This window comes from Ruegeria sp. HKCCA5491 (genome assembly GCF_013034565.1).
In the GTDB taxonomy this organism is placed as follows: domain Bacteria; phylum Pseudomonadota; class Alphaproteobacteria; order Rhodobacterales; family Rhodobacteraceae; genus Ruegeria.
The window spans coordinates 57,359-73,883 of sequence record NZ_WQGG01000016.1; the positions used below are offsets into that span (position 1 = coordinate 57,359).

At 58.6% G+C, this 16,525-nt stretch carries 23 protein-coding genes; 16 read left to right on the top strand and 7 right to left on the bottom strand.

Annotated elements, in window-relative coordinates; all coding sequences use genetic code 11:
• The first annotated feature begins 205 nt into the window (after window positions 1–205).
• The gene (locus GOV88_RS18895; protein WP_171125509.1) at window positions 206–538 is read left to right on the top strand and encodes a metalloregulator ArsR/SmtB family transcription factor; all 333 of its coding nucleotides are present in this window, start codon (window positions 206–208) and stop codon (window positions 536–538) included.
• Window positions 539–543: 5 nt separating this feature from the next.
• Here GOV88_RS18895 and GOV88_RS18900 read toward each other — a convergent pair whose 3' ends face one another.
• From GOV88_RS18900 to GOV88_RS18910, 3 genes are read right to left on the bottom strand one after another with little or no spacing between them, the layout of a single operon-like run.
• Window positions 544–957 carry a universal stress protein gene (locus GOV88_RS18900; RefSeq protein ID WP_171241375.1) on the bottom strand — a complete coding sequence of 138 codons (414 nt, stop codon included), beginning with the start codon at window positions 955–957 and terminating at the stop codon, window positions 544–546.
• 43 nt (window positions 958–1,000) lie between these two features.
• A complete protein-coding gene (locus GOV88_RS18905) occupies window positions 1,001–1,921 on the bottom strand; it encodes a DMT family transporter (protein WP_171241376.1) in 921 nt (306 codons plus the stop codon).
• A complete protein-coding gene (locus GOV88_RS18910; RefSeq protein ID WP_171126881.1) occupies window positions 1,918–2,796 on the bottom strand; it encodes a LysR family transcriptional regulator in 879 nt (292 codons plus the stop codon). Before GOV88_RS18910 ends, GOV88_RS18905 begins: the two co-directional genes overlap by 4 nt.
• Before the next feature lie 121 nt (window positions 2,797–2,917).
• Between GOV88_RS18910 and GOV88_RS18915 the strand changes: the two genes are divergently transcribed.
• On the top strand, window positions 2,918–3,499 hold the full coding sequence (locus GOV88_RS18915; protein ID WP_171241377.1) for an FMN-dependent NADH-azoreductase: 582 nt from the start codon (window positions 2,918–2,920) through the stop codon (window positions 3,497–3,499).
• Window positions 3,500–3,572: 73 nt separating this feature from the next.
• Window positions 3,573–4,313 (top strand): aspartate/glutamate racemase family protein, encoded by a 741-nt coding sequence (locus tag GOV88_RS18920; protein WP_171241378.1) that lies wholly within the window; start codon window positions 3,573–3,575, stop codon window positions 4,311–4,313.
• Here the strand turns inward: GOV88_RS18920 and GOV88_RS18925 are convergent, their stop codons facing one another.
• A complete protein-coding gene (locus GOV88_RS18925; RefSeq protein ID WP_171241379.1) occupies window positions 4,314–4,844 on the bottom strand; it encodes a prolyl-tRNA synthetase associated domain-containing protein in 531 nt (176 codons plus the stop codon).
• Window positions 4,845–4,934: 90 nt separating this feature from the next.
• Here GOV88_RS18925 and GOV88_RS18930 point away from each other — a divergent pair, with 90 nt between their 5' ends.
• From GOV88_RS18930 to trmD, 11 genes are all read left to right on the top strand, one after another.
• A complete protein-coding gene (locus GOV88_RS18930) occupies window positions 4,935–5,444 on the top strand; it encodes a hypothetical protein (RefSeq protein ID WP_171241380.1) in 510 nt (169 codons plus the stop codon).
• Window positions 5,445–5,652: 208 nt separating this feature from the next.
• The gene (gene ffh / locus GOV88_RS18935; protein ID WP_170418150.1) at window positions 5,653–7,158 is read left to right on the top strand and encodes a signal recognition particle protein; all 1,506 of its coding nucleotides are present in this window, start codon (window positions 5,653–5,655) and stop codon (window positions 7,156–7,158) included.
• A gap of 3 nt (window positions 7,159–7,161) precedes the next feature.
• The gene (locus tag GOV88_RS18940) at window positions 7,162–7,698 is read left to right on the top strand and encodes a GNAT family N-acetyltransferase (RefSeq protein WP_171241381.1); all 537 of its coding nucleotides are present in this window, start codon (window positions 7,162–7,164) and stop codon (window positions 7,696–7,698) included.
• Entirely contained in the window at window positions 7,695–8,246 is a 552-nt protein-coding gene (locus tag GOV88_RS18945; RefSeq protein WP_171125348.1) for a GNAT family N-acetyltransferase, read from the top strand. Before GOV88_RS18940 ends, GOV88_RS18945 begins: the two co-directional genes overlap by 4 nt.
• On the top strand, window positions 8,243–8,539 hold the full coding sequence (locus GOV88_RS18950) for a chorismate mutase (protein ID WP_170380494.1): 297 nt from the start codon (window positions 8,243–8,245) through the stop codon (window positions 8,537–8,539). Before GOV88_RS18945 ends, GOV88_RS18950 begins: the two co-directional genes overlap by 4 nt.
• Window positions 8,540–8,636: 97 nt before the next feature.
• On the top strand, window positions 8,637–9,026 hold the full coding sequence (rpsP, locus tag GOV88_RS18955; protein ID WP_170350323.1) for a 30S ribosomal protein S16: 390 nt from the start codon (window positions 8,637–8,639) through the stop codon (window positions 9,024–9,026).
• Window positions 9,027–9,038: 12 nt separating this feature from the next.
• On the top strand, window positions 9,039–9,674 hold the full coding sequence (gene bluB, locus GOV88_RS18960; RefSeq protein ID WP_171125350.1) for a 5,6-dimethylbenzimidazole synthase: 636 nt from the start codon (window positions 9,039–9,041) through the stop codon (window positions 9,672–9,674).
• A gap of 4 nt (window positions 9,675–9,678) precedes the next feature.
• Entirely contained in the window at window positions 9,679–9,825 is a 147-nt protein-coding gene (locus tag GOV88_RS18965; RefSeq protein ID WP_171125351.1) for a hypothetical protein, read from the top strand.
• Entirely contained in the window at window positions 9,818–10,321 is a 504-nt protein-coding gene (rimM, locus tag GOV88_RS18970) for a ribosome maturation factor RimM (RefSeq protein WP_171241382.1), read from the top strand. The genes GOV88_RS18965 and rimM overlap by 8 nt, the downstream gene beginning before the upstream one ends.
• Window positions 10,321–11,136, top strand: coding sequence for a hypothetical protein (locus GOV88_RS18975; protein ID WP_171241383.1), 816 nt, complete (start codon window positions 10,321–10,323; stop codon window positions 11,134–11,136). The genes rimM and GOV88_RS18975 overlap by 1 nt, the downstream gene beginning before the upstream one ends.
• Window positions 11,133–11,930, top strand: a complete 798-nt coding sequence (trmD, locus tag GOV88_RS18980) for a tRNA (guanosine(37)-N1)-methyltransferase TrmD (protein WP_171126891.1) — start codon at window positions 11,133–11,135, stop codon at window positions 11,928–11,930. The genes GOV88_RS18975 and trmD overlap by 4 nt, the downstream gene beginning before the upstream one ends.
• On the opposite strand, the gene GOV88_RS18985 is transcribed toward trmD, so the two are convergent.
• Window positions 11,927–12,724 carry a GH25 family lysozyme gene (locus tag GOV88_RS18985; protein WP_171241384.1) on the bottom strand — a complete coding sequence of 266 codons (798 nt, stop codon included), beginning with the start codon at window positions 12,722–12,724 and terminating at the stop codon, window positions 11,927–11,929. The two genes, trmD and GOV88_RS18985, sit on opposite strands and share 4 nt — an antisense overlap.
• A 380-nt stretch (window positions 12,725–13,104) precedes the next feature.
• Here GOV88_RS18985 and rplS point away from each other — a divergent pair, with 380 nt between their 5' ends.
• Together rplS and rpmE are read left to right on the top strand one after the other, a co-directional pair.
• Window positions 13,105–13,488 carry a 50S ribosomal protein L19 gene (rplS, locus tag GOV88_RS18990; RefSeq protein ID WP_039541573.1) on the top strand — a complete coding sequence of 128 codons (384 nt, stop codon included), beginning with the start codon at window positions 13,105–13,107 and terminating at the stop codon, window positions 13,486–13,488.
• An 11-nt stretch (window positions 13,489–13,499) separates the two neighbouring features.
• Window positions 13,500–13,721 (top strand): 50S ribosomal protein L31, encoded by a 222-nt coding sequence (gene rpmE / locus GOV88_RS18995; protein ID WP_170388151.1) that lies wholly within the window; start codon window positions 13,500–13,502, stop codon window positions 13,719–13,721.
• Between the two features lie 152 nt (window positions 13,722–13,873).
• Here the strand turns inward: rpmE and GOV88_RS19000 are convergent, their stop codons facing one another.
• The gene (locus tag GOV88_RS19000) at window positions 13,874–15,457 is read right to left on the bottom strand and encodes an MFS transporter (RefSeq protein WP_171241385.1); all 1,584 of its coding nucleotides are present in this window, start codon (window positions 15,455–15,457) and stop codon (window positions 13,874–13,876) included.
• A 78-nt stretch (window positions 15,458–15,535) separates the two neighbouring features.
• Window positions 15,536–16,423, bottom strand: a complete 888-nt coding sequence (locus tag GOV88_RS19005; protein WP_171241386.1) for an AEC family transporter — start codon at window positions 16,421–16,423, stop codon at window positions 15,536–15,538.
• Window positions 16,424–16,525 lie beyond the last annotated feature (102 nt).

The window sequence follows — 16,525 nt, forward strand, 5'->3', positions numbered from 1 at the left end:
TAGGGTGCTAAGGGGCACGGCGTGCAGAGTCAACGGCATTGAACGCTCGGATAAGATCAATTTAAGTATTTGTTTTTAATTCATTTTCCTTCACGCCACCAGCCTGACACGTCAGCCGCACCGGACGACTTGCGCTCAAAACCGCTGAAATCGCATATTCAACCAAATGGTTGACCAAACCCGGGCGCTGTGGTTCAGCGGAACCATGTCCAACGATCTCGATACAGTCTTTGCCGCCCTCGCCGACCCCACCCGCCGCACCATCCTTGCGATGTTGCTTGAGGACGACATGGCCGTGACCGACGTAGCCGAACCGTTCGAGATGTCCTTAGCGGCGATCTCGAAACATCTGGTGATCCTGACCAAGGCCGGGTTGATCAGTCAGGAAAAACGCGGGCGGGTAAAGTGGTGTAAGCTTGAGCCCGACGCGCTGAGGGCCGCGTCGGTCTGGATGCAAGGGTTTGGACAGTTCGAGCCGGTAAACCTAGACGCGTTCGAACGGTTCCTCGAAGTCGAGCTACCGACTGCAGAAGAATAACGCAGTCACCGCACGACAAAGACGGAAACGCGGGCGTGCTTGGCCAGATACCCGGCGTGGCTTGATAGGATATAATCCATGATACGGGGCGCATGTGTGCCGACCATGATCAGGTCCGCACCGATGTCTTCCGCTGCCTTGGCCAGATCTGCGTCCACCTCGACCGCGACGTCAACCGAATGGATATTTTGAAAGGCGACTTCTGTGCCGCTGTTCTTGGCCAGATGATCCGCAAATTCCCGTAGGTTATCGCCGATTGTGGCGTCTGTTTGGACGGGGTCACCGGGCTGGGTTCCCGTGACGCTCACAACTGTGATCTTGGCACCTTGCCACTTGGCAATTTCGGCGGCGACATTTGCGGCTTTGCGAACCTCGGGCGGCAAATGCAGGTCAACCGGAAACATGATGTGGTTATACATGGTGCAACCCTCCTTGGCTCGAGCATAGGAAAACCCGCATGTATCAGCTTTGATCTGCCTCAAGAGCGGGCTTTGCATCAGGTACCTCGTCCGGACGCAACAGCATGAGCAACGCGGCACAGGTCAGAACCACACCAACCAGGATCAATGCAGCCGGGACACCATTTCCAAGCGCAATTTCCCACAGGATCACCCAACTGGGCACAAGATACGTGTATGCCATCACTTTAGCGGACGGCAGGTGCAGGGCCGAGAACTGAACCAGCACAAAACTAGCCGCCGTGGCAAAAATCGAGACGTACAGCAATCCGGCCCAAACGATCATTGGCAGGTTTGCCCAATCGGTTGCACGAATGTCGGACCAGCCATACAGCGTCAGCATCAGGCACCCTGCCAATATCGTACCAAATGCAAACACGACCGCCGGTTCACCGCGGTTGAGCTTGCGCACCATAGGTGTGTAGATCGCATGCGCGACGCACCCCCAGAAATAGATGATTTCTCCGGTCCCGATCTGGAAGGCCGTAAATGCCTGCCAATCCGCCCTGAAAATAACCCACAGCGCGCCGACTGCCCCGATGGTAAGCGCCAACGCCATTCGGGGTGTGGTCACTTGTCGAAGCAAAACCCAGCCCGCCACGGCGGACAGAACCGGCGTCAGGGTAAAGACGGCTGCGGCACTGACAGGTGGGGCTGTTTTCAGGCCATGGAACATAAGAACGAAATAGGTGGCAAATAGCCCGCCCAGCACCAGATAGCGCCAGGGCGCTCGTGCTGCGCTGCGCGGCAGACCGGTTGTCAAAAACGCAGCAACCCCGATCACTACCGCAGCAATTGCGAACCGTGCCGCCGTAACCACCTCGGGGGCAATTTTGTTGGCGATCATGGAACCCAATGAGAAACTGCCCGCCACCAACGCTGAAAAAATAAGCATGGCCAAATGGCCACGGGCTTGCGGGCTCATGGCAACCAACTTTTGGATTGTTCTTTCAAAAAGGTCAGGAACGCCTGCACCTTGGTCGTGCGATGCAGGTCAACATGAGTGACCAGCCACAAATTGCCGAACCATTCCGGCATCGGCTTAATGACCTCGACCAGACTCGGATCGCGAGCGGCCTCCCACCGGGCCATGAAACCTATACCTGCGCCGGACAGCACAGCCTCGCGAATGCAAAAGTTGTTCGTGCAGCGGAACGTGATCCGTTCGACCGGCACTGTCTGACGTAACCAGCGTGAAAACGGAGCGCGGCTGTTTTCATCATCCGTGCTGACGAAGTAGTGGTTTGCAAAATCCTCGATGGTCGCCGGCTTGCCGTATCGGTCAATATAATCCCTACTGGCATAGAGACCGACTTCCTGCGTGATGAAAGGTTGCACAACATTGTCTGGCTGATCAGGAGCCGAGCCCGCACGGATGGCCACATGCGCCTCGCCGTATTCCAATCGAAACAACCTGTCGCCGGTCAGGTAGCGCACGATCAGGTCCGGGTGCACGCGTTGAAACTCGCTCAGGACCGGAACGACCAAGGGTGCCAAAGAAGACAGTGACGTTACAACCAACTCGCCCGACACATCATCCCCGCGACCTTTCATGCGCCCGACCAGTTGGTTGAACTGATCTTCGGTTGCCTGCGCGACGCGCAGCAGGTCTTCCCCGGCCTCAGTGGGGGTGTAGCCGCGCGCATGACGCTGGAACAGTTTGATCCCCAACCGCGCCTCGATTGCATCGATATGCCGGATGACCGTGGCATGATGCACACCCAGTATTTCGGCCGCGCCGCTGACCGTACCCATTCGCGCGACCTGATAGGCGGTTCTCACCTCATCCCAATTGTCCATTGCATCGGTTCCATTGTGCAAATTTCAACATTCACTGTTGGAGTATCAGAGTTTTGTTCGTAGACGCAACAATCATATTGGGATCAGAGCGAAAAACCTTACTCAATCAGGACTGAACCCAATGACCAAGACCATCCTGCATATAGACGCCTCGGCCCGCCGCGAAGGATCTACCACCCGTGACTTGTCCGACCGGATCGTGAAACACCTGAACGCCGGACGTATCATTCGCCGTGATCTGGCGACTCCGCTGCCGCTTTTGACCGAGGACTGGATTGCTGCGAACTTTACCCCAGCCGATCAGCGCGACGAAGTTCAGCGTGACCAACTTTCCCTGTCTGACGAACTGGTAGCAGAGTTGCAGCAGACGGATACGATCGTCATCGGCCTACCGATCTATAACTTCTCGGTCCCGGCGGCCTTCAAAGCTTGGATAGACCTTGTTGCCAGGGTTGGATTGACCTTTTCCTATACCGAGAACGGCCCCAAAGGCCTATTGGAAGGCAAACGCGCTGTACTGGCCATCGCGTCGGGCGGAACGGCTGTGGGGTCAGACATAGACTTTGCCACTGACTATGCCAAACACGTGCTGGGCTTTATCGGCATTCACGCTGTCGATGTTATTGCCGCTGATCAGATGGCACTGGACCCCGAAGCCACGCTGGACAACGCGCGTCAGGCTGTTTCAGAACTGGCCGCCTGATTGACCTCTGGTCTTTGCATATTCAAACGTCCAGTCTGCAATTGAACACGATTGCGCAGACTGGACGTTTATTATGAAGAAAATCGGAATTTTGGGCGGTGTGGGCTGGGCCTCAACCGTTGATTATTACAGGGCCATCGCGCAAGGCGCCGGGCAATATTTTGCAGAGCGTGGTCATGAATCCCCCCTGCCGATCCCGCCCATGACAATCGAATCTGTCACACAGGCCAAGACCCGCTCATTGAGAGGCCTCGCCGGGGATGAGGAAAGCTGGGCCACCTTTGACGCCGTCTTTCGCGATGCCTTGCTGACCCTGGAACATGCGGGTTGCGATTTCGGCATTATCGCCTCCAACACGCCGCACATGCGCCTGCACGCGATCCGGCAGGGCGTTTCCATGCCGATCCTCAGTATCTTCGACGCCGCAGCCGAAGCAACCGCCGCAACCGAACCCACGCAGGCCCTGGTTCTGGGCACGACTGTTACGATGCAGGCATCGAACTATGCCGATAGGTTGGCCAAGGCCCAGATTAATGCCAACGCGCCCCTGCCGGACGCCGAGATTGCCGAGATGCAGAATATGATCGACACGGATTTCTACGGCGGCGCATCAGAAACGGCGCGGGCCCGGCTGGTGGCCTATTGCAACAAACACGCCAAGCCCGGAACCGCGATCCTACTGGCCTGCACCGAACTGCCGCTGGCCTTCCCCGACAATCTGGACGACGCCGTGTTCGAGGCGGACGGGCATCTATTCGTCAATCCCTCGGCAGCGCATGTCGCAGCAGCGTTAAAAGAGGCACTTGGAGCCTGATCAGGGCAGCCAAGTCACGTCACAGCCGATCCGGTCGAAAAACGCCATCAGGTCCCCGCGCGCCATTGCAACGGTGCGGTCGTTGACCAGCGGGTGCATATAAATCACGTCGGCCTGCTGCCCCGCTGCATCCATAAAGAACCGGACGTTGTTTTCCACACCGTTTATCATCGCCAGCGGGCTGACCGCGCCGGGCCGAATTCCAAGGTTCTGCATCAGCCGATCCGCCGAACCGAACGAAAGGTTCCCAACGCCCAGTTCCGCGCCCAACGCCTTAAGGTCTATGTCTCGGCTTTGTTCCAACGTCACCTGATAGTTCCGCTTTTTCTTATCGCGCAGATAAAGGTTTTTCAGGCGCAGCGCGCTCTCACCGGGGACCATGAACTGATCTTCAACCGCCTTTGACTCCTCCACCGTGCGCAGAGGGACATGGGTGTGCAGCCTGTAGGCCAGCCCCCACTCATCCAATTTGGCCAGCAACGCGTCAGAGCTGAGCGGCAATGTATCCTGAAAGGCAGATGAGGCGTCCATGATACTCTCCTGAATTTTTTGCGCTCATCGCGTACCGTGGCGGTAATTTCAAGCCACGACAGCATGGGATTTCAATGTTAGCGTCCGGCCATGAAAGTGACGTGCAAGACACCAAACCAACTGATCCTGTCCAACAGGCCGTGGCTGATTGGCATTATGCTGGTCTTCTTCATTCTCTGCTTTGTCGGGGCTGGCCTGTCGATGATTGCCGAAGGCGACCGGTCCGGCATTTTCGTCGCGCTGTTTGGCGGCGGCATGGGATTTATTGCGTTCTGCGTATTTGTTCGCCGCGTGCAGGTCATTCTGGACCGCAAAACCGACAGCATTCTGATCCGGCGGCAATCCATCTTTGGCTATGAAACGGTACGGCATGTTTTGTCCAACCTTTCACATGCCGAGGTCGAGACCACTACGTCGAACGGCAACAACGGCTCCAGCACGATGCACCGGCCCGTCTTGATCCTCGACCAAGGCATGAGCGCGGGACGCCACCCCATCGTCAGCGCCTATGTCAGCGGGCACGGGTCTCATCGGATGGTCGATGCCGTCAATGATTGGCTTCCAGCACGCGCGGTTGACTCTGACGATCAATCGGCCTAAAGCCCCATCCAAACATCCGGAAGCGTCTGACCTTCCGGTCCCTTGAGTCGTTCAGGGATCGCCCCCCACCAGCGAGTTTCGCCCGTGGGGGCAATGCCATTTGGCATTACCCCCACGTCTAATTCAGTGGGAGGGGGCAATTGTGCATTTAACCCGTGCTTCTTATCTGAGAAGCGCCACCAGATAACCGGCTAAGGAGGCCGAAGGCATGTTTGAAAATCTATCCGAACGCCTTTCTGGCGTCTTTGACCGGCTGACCAAACAGGGCGCGCTGTCTGAAGAAGACGTCAAGACCGCTCTGCGCGAAGTTCGCGTTGCGCTTCTTGAGGCCGATGTCTCGCTGCCGGTTGCACGTGAATTCGTCAAGAAGGTACAGGAACAGGCAACCGGTCAGGCCGTCACCAAGTCGATCACCCCCGGTCAGCAGGTCGTCAAGATCGTACATGACGCGCTGGTCGATACCCTGCGGGGCGAAGAAGACCCCGGCAAACTGAAGATCGACAACCCGCCCGCCCCGATCCTGATGGTCGGCCTGCAAGGCTCGGGTAAGACGACCACCACCGGTAAGCTGGCCAAGCGCCTGAAAGAGAAAGAGGGCAAGAAGGTCCTGATGGCCTCGCTCGACGTCTATCGCCCGGCGGCGATGGATCAGTTGGCCGTTCTGGGCACGCAGGTCGGCGTCGATACCCTGCCAATCGTGCCGGGCCAGAAACCCGTCGACATTGCCAAGCGTGCCAAACAGCAGGCGACGCTAGGCGGCTATGACGTCTACATGCTGGACACCGCGGGTCGACTGCATATCGACGAAGTCCTGATGGACGAGGTCGAGCAGGTCCGCAACGCGGTCGATCCGCGCGAGACCTTGCTGGTCGTCGACGGTCTGACCGGTCAGGTCGCCGTTGAAGTCGCCGAAGAGTTCGACGCCAAGGTCGGCATCTCGGGCGTGGTCCTGACCCGTATGGACGGCGACGGGCGCGGTGGTGCGGCGCTGTCGATGCGCGCGGTCACTGGCAAGCCCATTCGCTTTGTCGGCCTGGGCGAAAAAATGGACGCGCTCGAAACCTTCGAGCCGGACCGGATCGCCGGTCGTATTCTGGGCATGGGCGACATCGTTGCCTTGGTCGAAAAGGCCCAGGAAACGATGGAGATGGAACAGACCGAGCGCATGATGAAGCGCATGGTCAAGGGTCAGTTCAACATGAACGACCTGAAAATGCAGCTAGAGCAGATGATCCAGATGGGCGGCATGCAGGGAATGATGGGCATGATGCCGGGCATGGGCAAAATGGCCAAGCAGGTCGAAGAAGCAGGCATGGACGACAAGGTGCTCAAGCGCCAGATCGCCATGATCCAGTCGATGACCAAACGCGAGCGCGCCAATCCGCAGCTATTGCAGGCCAGCCGCAAAAAGCGGATCGCGGCGGGTTCGGGGATGGAAGTCAGCGACCTCAACAAGCTGCTCAAGATGCACCGGCAGATGTCGGACATGATGAAAAAGATGGGCAAGATGGGCAAAGGCAAGATGCTGAAACAGGCCATGAAAGGCATGTTCGGCAAAGGCGGCCCCTCGCCCGAGGAAATGGCTGCGGGCATGGACCCCAAGGCACTGGAACAGGCGGCAAAGGCGATGGGCAAGATGCCCGGCGGCATGCCCGGAATGGGTGGCGGCATGGCGCTGCCTCCGGGCCTCAGCGGCTTTGGGAAGAAGAAGTAAACTGTGACCGTCGCCCCCACCATAACCACTGCGCGCCTGACGCTGCGCCATCATCGGCTTGAGGATTTCAAGCCAATGGCTGCGCTATTCGCGTCGGAGTGGGCAAAGTATATGGGTGGGCCCATTTCAGATGACGATTTGTGGCGTTGGCTGGGTGCGGAAGTCACCAGTTGGCAATGGCTGGGCTATGGCAGTTGGGCCGTAGATCTGACCGAAACTGGCGAACTCATTGGGCAGGTTGGCGTCAACAAACCGCCGCGTTTCCCCGAAGTGGAATTGGGGTGGTGCATCTTCCCAGGCTTTGAGGGTCAAGGACTAGCGTTTGAGGCGGCTTGCGCGGCGCGCGATTGGGCCTTTGAAAATACAGGGCTTAGCACGTTGGTCAGCTATATCGACAACGACAACGCGCGCTCGATTGCTTTGGCAAAACGTTTGGGTGCGATCGAAGACAAATCCTCAGCGCGCCCGGACCCTGCGGATGTTGTGTATCGCCATCCTCACCCGGATGAGCTGCAAGGCGGGATGGAGGCTTACGCATGACCTCTTTCACCATCCCCACTGTCGAGACCGATAATCTGATCCTGCGCGCCCCTCATCAAGACGATTTGCCTGCGATGACAGCATTCTTTGCATCCGAACGCAGCCGCATGGTCGGCGGCCCCAAAACGGCGCTGGAAACATGGCGTTCGTTCATGGGGCGGTTCGGGCACTGGGCGGTGCTGGGTTATGGCGGCTGGCATATCGTCGAGAAGGCCAGCAACGCGTTTGCGGGCTGGACAGGAATGATCAACGCGCCGGGCTGGGACGAACCCGAACTGGGTTGGGTCGTCATGGACGGGTTCGAAGGCAAAGGCATCGCTTTTGAAGCCGCAAAAGCAGCCCGCGCCTATGCCGCACGCCATCAGGGTTTGAACGCTCCGATCTCGTACATCGCCCATGACAATGACCGCTCGCGCGCGCTTGCGGAACGTCTTGGTGCCACGTACGAGCGCGAAGGCGAGGTTGTCGGCACCCCCTGCCAGGTTTGGCGGCACCCGAAACTCGATATTTCCGACCCTGCTTTGACGCCTGAGAGGACCGCCCAATGACCAACCCCGTGACACAGGCTGCCACGCTGTTGAAAGAGCATCGCGAAAGCATCGACCGGCTGGATGCGATCCTTGTCTATACGCTGGGCGAGCGGTTCAAGCACACGCAGGCCGTTGGCAAGCTCAAGGCAGAACACGACCTTCCCCCGTCCGATCCTACGCGCGAAGCCGCGCAGATCGCTCGGTTAGAAGACCTGGCGAAAGAGGCCGATCTGGACCCTGACTTCGCCAAGGCTTTTCTGAATTTCATCATTCAGGAAGTCATCCGACACCACCGGAAACATCAGGAATAACCTGCCGTTTCCACAAATACCAAGAATAGCCGGACAAGACCCCGGTCTTTAAAAAATACACGCCTCTGGCGTGATGCCATTCAAAGGAGATACCACCATGGCAATGAAAATTCGTCTCGCTCGCGGCGGCTCGAAAAAGCGTCCTTTCTACCGCATCGTGGCGGCCGACAGCCGTATGCCCCGCGACGGCCGTTTCATCGAGAAACTGGGCACCTACAACCCGCTGCTGCCCAAAGACAGCGAAGAGCGCGTGAAAATGAACATGGAGCGCATCCAGTACTGGCTGGATCAGGGCGCCCAGCCCACCGACCGGATCGCACGTATGCTGGAAGCTGCCGGCACCCGTGACAAAGCCGAGCGCAACAACCCCAACAAGGGTACCCCGGGCAAGAAAGCCCAAGAGCGCGCCGAAGAAAAAGCGGCCAAGGCTGCTGAAGCGGCAGAAGCTGCTGCTGCACCGGCTGAAGAAGCGGCTGCAGAAGAATAAGCAGGCGGGCGCGTGCGGGATCAGACGTTCACCGACGATTTTCGCACGCAGTTTGACCTGTTGCTGCGGCTCCGGCGTGATGTGCGCCGGTTCCGCACCGACGCCATTGACGAGGCAGTGCTGACGCGCTGCCTCGACGCGTTTCGGTTGGCCCCTTCGGTGGGGCTGAGCGAACCCTGGCGCGTGATCCGCGTCGAAAGTCAGCCCGCGCGCGACGCGGCGCTGCGAAATTTTCAAACCGCCAACGCGCAGGCGTTGGAAGGCTATTCTGGCGAAAAGGCGCAGCTATACAGCCGCCTGAAACTGTCGGGGATGCAAGAGGCCCCGGTGCAACTGGCCGTGTTCTGCGACGACGCCACCGACAAGGGGCAAGGTCTGGGCGCAGGCACAATGCCCGAGATGCGGCGCTATTCCGTAGTTTCAGCCATAACCCTGTTCTGGCTGGCTTTGCGGGCTGAGGGGCTGGGGCTGGGCTGGGTGTCCATTCTTGACCCTGACCAGATGGCGCGCGATCTGGATGTGCCTGATGATTGGCGGCTGATCGGTTATTTCTGCGTTGGATATCCCAAAGACGTATCGGACACGCCCGAACTGGAGCAAGTCGGATGGGAAAACCGCAACGACAGCCTGCCTGTCGAGGTGCGCTAAGCAGATGTTCGGATTGTTACGCCTTCCCATTCTGATGATGATCGCCTTTATTGTCGGCGTGTTCTTCGAACGCTCGAACCAGCGCGAGGTGTGCGAAACACGCGGGCAATGGGAAGACGGGCTATGTGTGACGGATGGGACAAATGAGTGATCTGATCTGCGTCGGCAGTATTGCCGGGTCGTATGGCGTGCGCGGCGAAGTGCGGCTGAAAAGCTACTGCGCCGTCCCCGAAGATATCGAAGCCTATTCGCCCCTGACCAACGAGGCGGGCGACGAGCGGTACCCTCTGGTCCTGACCCGTTTGATCAAGAATGGTTTCGCTGCCCGGTTGGGCGGCATCGAGACCAAGGAACAGGCTGATGCGCTGAAGGGTCTGCGCCTGTTTGCGCGCCGTGATCAATTGCCTTCATTGCCGGATGATGAGTTCTATCATACCGACCTGATCGGGCTTGAGGTCTATGACACCGGCGGCACCCTGCTGGGCCGGGTAAAGTCGGTGCAAAACCACGGCGCCGCTGATTTGTTGGAATTGCACGGGTCGGGGCTGAAATCCACCGTCCTGCTGCCTTTCACGCTTGAGGCCGTTCCGACCGTTGACCTTGAAAAAGGCCGTATCGTCGCCGATCCCCCTGAAGGTTTGATCTGATGCGGCGAATCCTGCTGCATTTGGGTTTACATAAAACAGGCACTACAGCTGCACAGTCTTTTCTTTTCGAAAACCGCGAACTGATCTGGCCCCACTTTGCGCTGGTGCTTCCTTACCGCACGCGCAATTCCGGTCTTTCACGGGCCGCCACCAATCATTCCGTCTATGGGCTGGCCGGGACTCTTTCAGAGTTCGAACGCCAGATATCGGCCTTTCTGGATACGCTCGATTTCGGTGAAAAGCGCGGGTTGATTGTCAGCGAAGAGAATTTCGCGGGCCTCCGTCCCAGCCGTAATCTGGAACAAGGTTACGCCGCCGCGCCCGAGCTTGCGGCCAGCCTTGTGAACGCTGTCCGGCATAGGTTTTCCGGGCAAGAGGTCGAGATTACCGTCTACCTGTCCCTTCGGCAGCGCGGAAGCTGGCTGCGCAGCCTTTGGGCGCACGATCTGCAACGTATGCGTCAAGTGCAGGATCTCGAAACATATTGCGAAAGCATGGAGACCCTCGCCCCGCTGCAAGCCACAGTGGACCGGATTAGCGAAGCGCTTCCGAATGTCACGGTTCTGTCCGAGTGGCTGGAAGATTTGCAAAAGCTGCGGTTTGGCCCGGGTGCGCCTTTTGCAGATTTTCTGGACCTGCACCAAGAAAAAGCCAACCTGCTGGCCCCGCCTGCACACTCCAACCCCAGACTGCCAGAGGACGTTCTGGCAGAATTGCTGGACCTGAATCGTTCTCGTCTGGACGAGGCCGCTCTGGTCGCGCAAAAGAAGGCCATCGTCGAACACGCGCAAAAGGCTCTGATTGGCACGATATGACTGACAAACCTTCAAAGTCCCACGGTCGCAAGGCGATCCGACCGACCCTGAAACCGCGTGAACTGCTGACCCCAACACCGGACCTGCACGGCGTGTGGAAAGCAAAGATCATCACGCTGTTCCCGTCGGCCTTTCCCGGTGTGCTGGGCGAAAGTCTGACTGGCAAAGCATTGCAAGAAGGGTTGTGGCAGCTAGAGACAATCGACCTGCGTCAGTTCGGCGTTGGCAAGCACCGCAATGTGGACGACACCCCAGCCGGAGGCGGCGCAGGAATGGTTCTGCGCGCCGATGTTTTGGGCGAGGCGATTGAACATACGATGGCGGGGGTGCGTGGGAATTGGCCGTTGATCTATCTCAGCCCGCGCGGACGCCGGATGGACCAGCGCATGATGCAGAACCTTGCGCGTTGTGACGGCATGACCCTGCTTTGCGGTCGGTTTGAGGGCGTGGACGAGCGTGTGCTTGAGCATTACGGCGTTCAGGAGGTCTCGTTGGGCGATTTTGTCATGACAGGCGGCGAAATCGCCGCTCAGGCGCTGATTGACGCAACGGTGCGTCTGATCCCCGGCGTTTTGGGCAACCAAGCCTCAGCCGAGGAGGAAAGCTTTTCATCCGGGCTGTTGGAACACCCGCAATATACTCGCCCCGCCGAATGGAAGGGGCGTGCAATCCCCGATATCCTGATGTCCGGTCACCACGGTCGCATCGCTGATTGGCGGCACGACATGTCCGAGCAGATCACCCGCGAACGCCGGCCCGACCTGTGGGACGCCTATCGCAAGTCGCGCGACTAACCTGCTTTCCACCGCGTCCAGATATCGGGCGGGCCATTGAACGTATTGATATCCACCGGCCCATCTACGCCGGGAACCAGCCCGGTTCCGGTGTACTGCCAAAACCGCCAGACCGCTTTGGGATAAACGGTGCGCGGATGCCCCGCGACAGACCGCAGCCAGAATTCGGTCTTTGGCAGGCGGCCGATTTCTGTATCGCCATAGAAATCCACGGTCGTATAGACGATCGGACGGCGCCCATAGTGACGTTCCAAAATATCAAGGAACCGCTGTGCCTCGGCCCGAACGGTTGCGCCATCGGGGCGCAAAGTGCAGGTCTTGGAATGCGGCGTCCACTCCATGTCCAGCACATGCGGCAGGTCTGATCCTCGGGGCACGTTCTGGATGAACCAGCGCGCCTGCTCATGGGCGGGACGGCAGAAATAGTAATAGTGATACGCGCCCCATGGTACCCCAGCCGCGCGCGCGCCGCCGCGATGCGCTTCAAACATCGGGTCTGCGACGTCCCCGCCCTCGGTGGCCTTGATGAATACGAAGCTGACACCTGACGCCTTGGCGCGCCGCCAGTCGATTGGCCCCTGCCACCGCGACACGTCCAGCCCGTGCACCGGGTATTGACCGGGATGCCGCCCCTCCCAGTCATGGGGGTCGGCATCGCCAAAGGATGGGAAGACCACCGAAGGCGACGTTGTATCCAGAAAGGCTTTGGCCTCGACCTGCTGCGGCGGAGGGCTGTTGCGACCGCAAGACAGGGTCGCAAAGGCAATGAATGCCAGCATCAGAGCTGTGCGCATGATCTGTTCCTGTATAAATTTCTGCTCGTATAATTGCCTTCCAGAATGCCTGATCGACCCCGTAAGGCAACGGTGTTGTTTTTGGGTGGCGAAAACTCACCAACCGGCCCTGTAAAATATGACGATTTGGGCTTGATCCCTGCGTTCAAAGCCCTTAAACGACCGCAATCCGGTGCCGCATTTGCGCGACTCCGGTGTTTTGGTTTGGTCCATGTCGTGACGCCCGGCTTTCTTCGGCCCCGGCGCGGCGGAACAAACCGCACCAAGGAACATTCGATCTGACCTCTGGCGGGCTGTACGCAGGACCCGGTGAAGACCAAGAGCTCTCAGCCCGTGCCCAAACTTCGTGGACCAACCACGAGCAGATAGGAGTGAATGCGATGGACTTGATCGCACAGCTTGAGGCGGAACAGATTGCCGCCCTGGGGAAAGATATCCCCGATTTCAAAGCCGGTGACACCATCCGTGTCGGCTTTAAAGTGACCGAAGGGTCGCGTACCCGTGTGCAGAACTACGAAGGTGTCTGCATCGCGCGCAAAGGTGGCAGCGGCATCGCCGGTTCGTTCACCGTCCGCAAAATTTCGTTCGGCGAAGGCGTGGAGCGTGTGTTCCCGCTGCATTCGACCAACATCGACAGCATCACCGTTGTCCGCCGCGGTCGCGTCCGTCGCGCCAAACTGTACTATCTGCGCACCCGTCGCGGTAAATCCGCACGTATCGCAGAGGTCACCAACTACAAGCCCAAGGCTGGCGCCGAGGCGTAAGGAGCGGAAAGATGAAAAAAGACATCCATCCCGACTACCACATCATCGACGTCAAACTGACCGATGGCACCGTGGTTCAGATGAAATCCACCTGGGGCGCCGAAGGCGACCAGTTGGCCTTGGAAATCGACCCCTCCGTGCACCCCGCATGGACCGGTGGCGGCGCGCGCCTGATGGACGCCGGCGGCCGCGTGTCGAAGTTCAAGAAGAAATACGAAGGTCTAGGCTTCTAAGCCTAACCCGGTTCAATTGCAAAAGGCCGTCCCTTCGGGCGGCCTTTTTCTTTTTCCGACACAGCAAGGGTCTTTGGACGCTGCTATCTGCACAAAGAACTATAGTGTCAGCGCAGGCGACGAAAAAACCCGAGGAGGCATCCAGAGCCTGCTTACTGCGCCTTACGCGTTAACCCGGCCGCGCTGTGCAATGGCGGCACCGGCCCACGCAGCAGCAGCAGCGCCAGCACCATTCCAATCAGTGCAGCAATGGCCGTGATCATCATCGCGCTGTCAAAGGCGTTGTCCTGCAAATCCCGCAAGGCTTTGGCCAATGCCGTTCCACTTTGCGGATCCATCCCGGCGATCAACTGCTGAATCTGGTTGGGCGTACCGTGCGTCAGCGCATGGGCCAGATCTTCGCGCTGCGTCGAGCCTGCGGGCAAGGCGTTAATCACCTCAGACAGGCCGCGACGGGTGGTGATCGCTTCGGCAAGTCCGCACACGACCGCCCCCAGAGTTGCCCCAAAATAGAGACATGCGTTTATCACGCCCGACCCCTGCCCCACATGCTCTTCCGGCAGCAGTCGCAGGCCGAGGCGCGGCAAAAGCGAGAAACAGATGCCCAGCCCGATCCCAACGACCATTAGCTTCCACCAGATTTCGCCATACTGCGTGTTATTCGTTGTGGCCATCAGCAACAGGAACCCGCACGCCATCGCCCCCAATCCGATGACAACGGGCCACCGGAAGCTGTAGGGGGCCAGAAACCGCGGTGCCGTGACCGAAATCACGAACATGCTAAGGCTGAGCGGCATGATCGCAAGCCCGGCGCCTACGGAGGAATACCCAAAGGCGTCCGGCGACTGTACGAAAGTGTTAAAATAGACAAAGAACCCAAACAGCGTGAAGCCGGTGAAAAACATCCCTGCCGCGGCCATGAAATAGCGTGGATGGCGAAAATACCTCAGCTCGATCAGCGGATCATCACTGCGGCGCGCTGCGAGAACAATACCGACAGTTGCCAGCGCTGCGACGGCCAGCGGCACCAGCGTCATGGGCGTGCCCCAACCGTTGCTTTCCCCGTTGCTGAGCGCAAAAGACAACGGCCCCAGAAACAGCAGGATTGCAATGGCCCCCAGAAAATCGAACCGCGCCCCGGCCAGACGCGTATCCGGGACATATTTTTGCTTGCTGACGTTCAAACCGATGACAAACGCGATCACCAAAAGGATCAGATCGGTTGCAAACACGGCGCGCCAACTGACGTAATGGGCAAAGGCACCACCAACAATTGGACCAACGCCAATTGCCAAGCCTACGATGGCGCCCCAGGCTCCGGTCACGCTGGCGCGTTGTTCCTCGGGCGTCGCCGCAGTCAACAACGACAGAGAAGTGCCAAACAACGCCGCAGCGCCCGCCCCTTGTGCGCCGCGCCCAAGCAAAAGCATCGTGCCATCTTGGGCGAAAAGAACAAGAGAGGACCCAACCGCGAAGACGACCATGCCAAAGAAGAACACGCCCATCTTGCCCGTGATATCCCCCAACCGACTGACGATAGTCACCAAGGTGGCGCTGGCGACGGTGTAAGTCGCCATAACCCATTGCAGGCCCGACGGGGTCAGGTCGAACTCGGCCTTGAGGTTGGGCAGGATGGTCGCGACTGCCGTGGTGTTGAACCCAACAACCATCATGCAGATCGCGGTCATAGCCAGAACAACCCGTGCGCCATTGGGATGTGAATTCGTCTGTGACATCGCTCCGCCCTCAAACCCACCTGACGTCTTTGGGACGCCACATCAACACCTTAGCAGGTTTCTGCCCAGCGCACAGCCTCAGATCCAATAGGACAGGGCCAACGGCAAAACGACGATCGTTGCCAGTGTGGATACCAGAATAAATCCGGCCACGTCCGGGCCGTATTCCGGCATGTGCTGATCAATAAACAGGTAGGTCGCCACCGATGACGGCATCAGACAGCAAAGGATAACCGCCCCGCGCTCTGCCCCGGTAAAGCCGAATGCCCAAACCAAAGCGGTTGCTATCACAGTCGCCATAATCAGGTGCAACACGGTCAGGATCACAGCGCGGCCGAGGCGGTGCACCTGAAGGCTTGCCAGCGTGTGACCAAGTGTCAAAAGCATCAGCGGGATGGAAAGACCGCCAAGAAGATCAAACGACTTGGCCACAGGTTGCGGCAGGCTGTACCCCGTCGCCATCAGCGCCAGTGAAACAATAACCGCGTAGATGATCGGGGACGTGGCCAGTTTCTTCGGGGAAAATTCACCTGCCGGAATCCACATACCCACGGTGAAGATGCTGATCAGGACGACCACCACAAATCCCATCGTATAGGCCATCCCAGCGTCGCCCAGCGCCAAAAGCGTAATCGGCAGACCGATATTGCCGACATTGCCGTGCATCAAGGGCGCCAGAAACGCGCGAACCGGCAGGCGCATGGCCCTGAGCGCCACAAACCCCAATGCGCCAAAGCCTGCAATCGCCAGCGCCGCCGCAGCCATCACGTCCAAGAACGTGGCCACTGCGATCTTTGTCGTCGAAAGGTGCGAGATGATCAGCGTCGGATACCCAACCCGAGACACAATCCCACCGATGACCTTGTTGTCGAACGGGGCTTTGAACAACGCCAGGCTGTACCCGATCCCGGCGCAGATCAGCACGGGAAGGACCACGTTCAGCACATTCAGAAACAGATGGTCCACTGCAAGCCCCTGATCCAAATTCGTAATTTTGACAGTGAAACAGGTGGCAATGTTTGGCAAGCGCGCGACCAAATCCACCCTGAGATTTCAGCAACAGCGAAT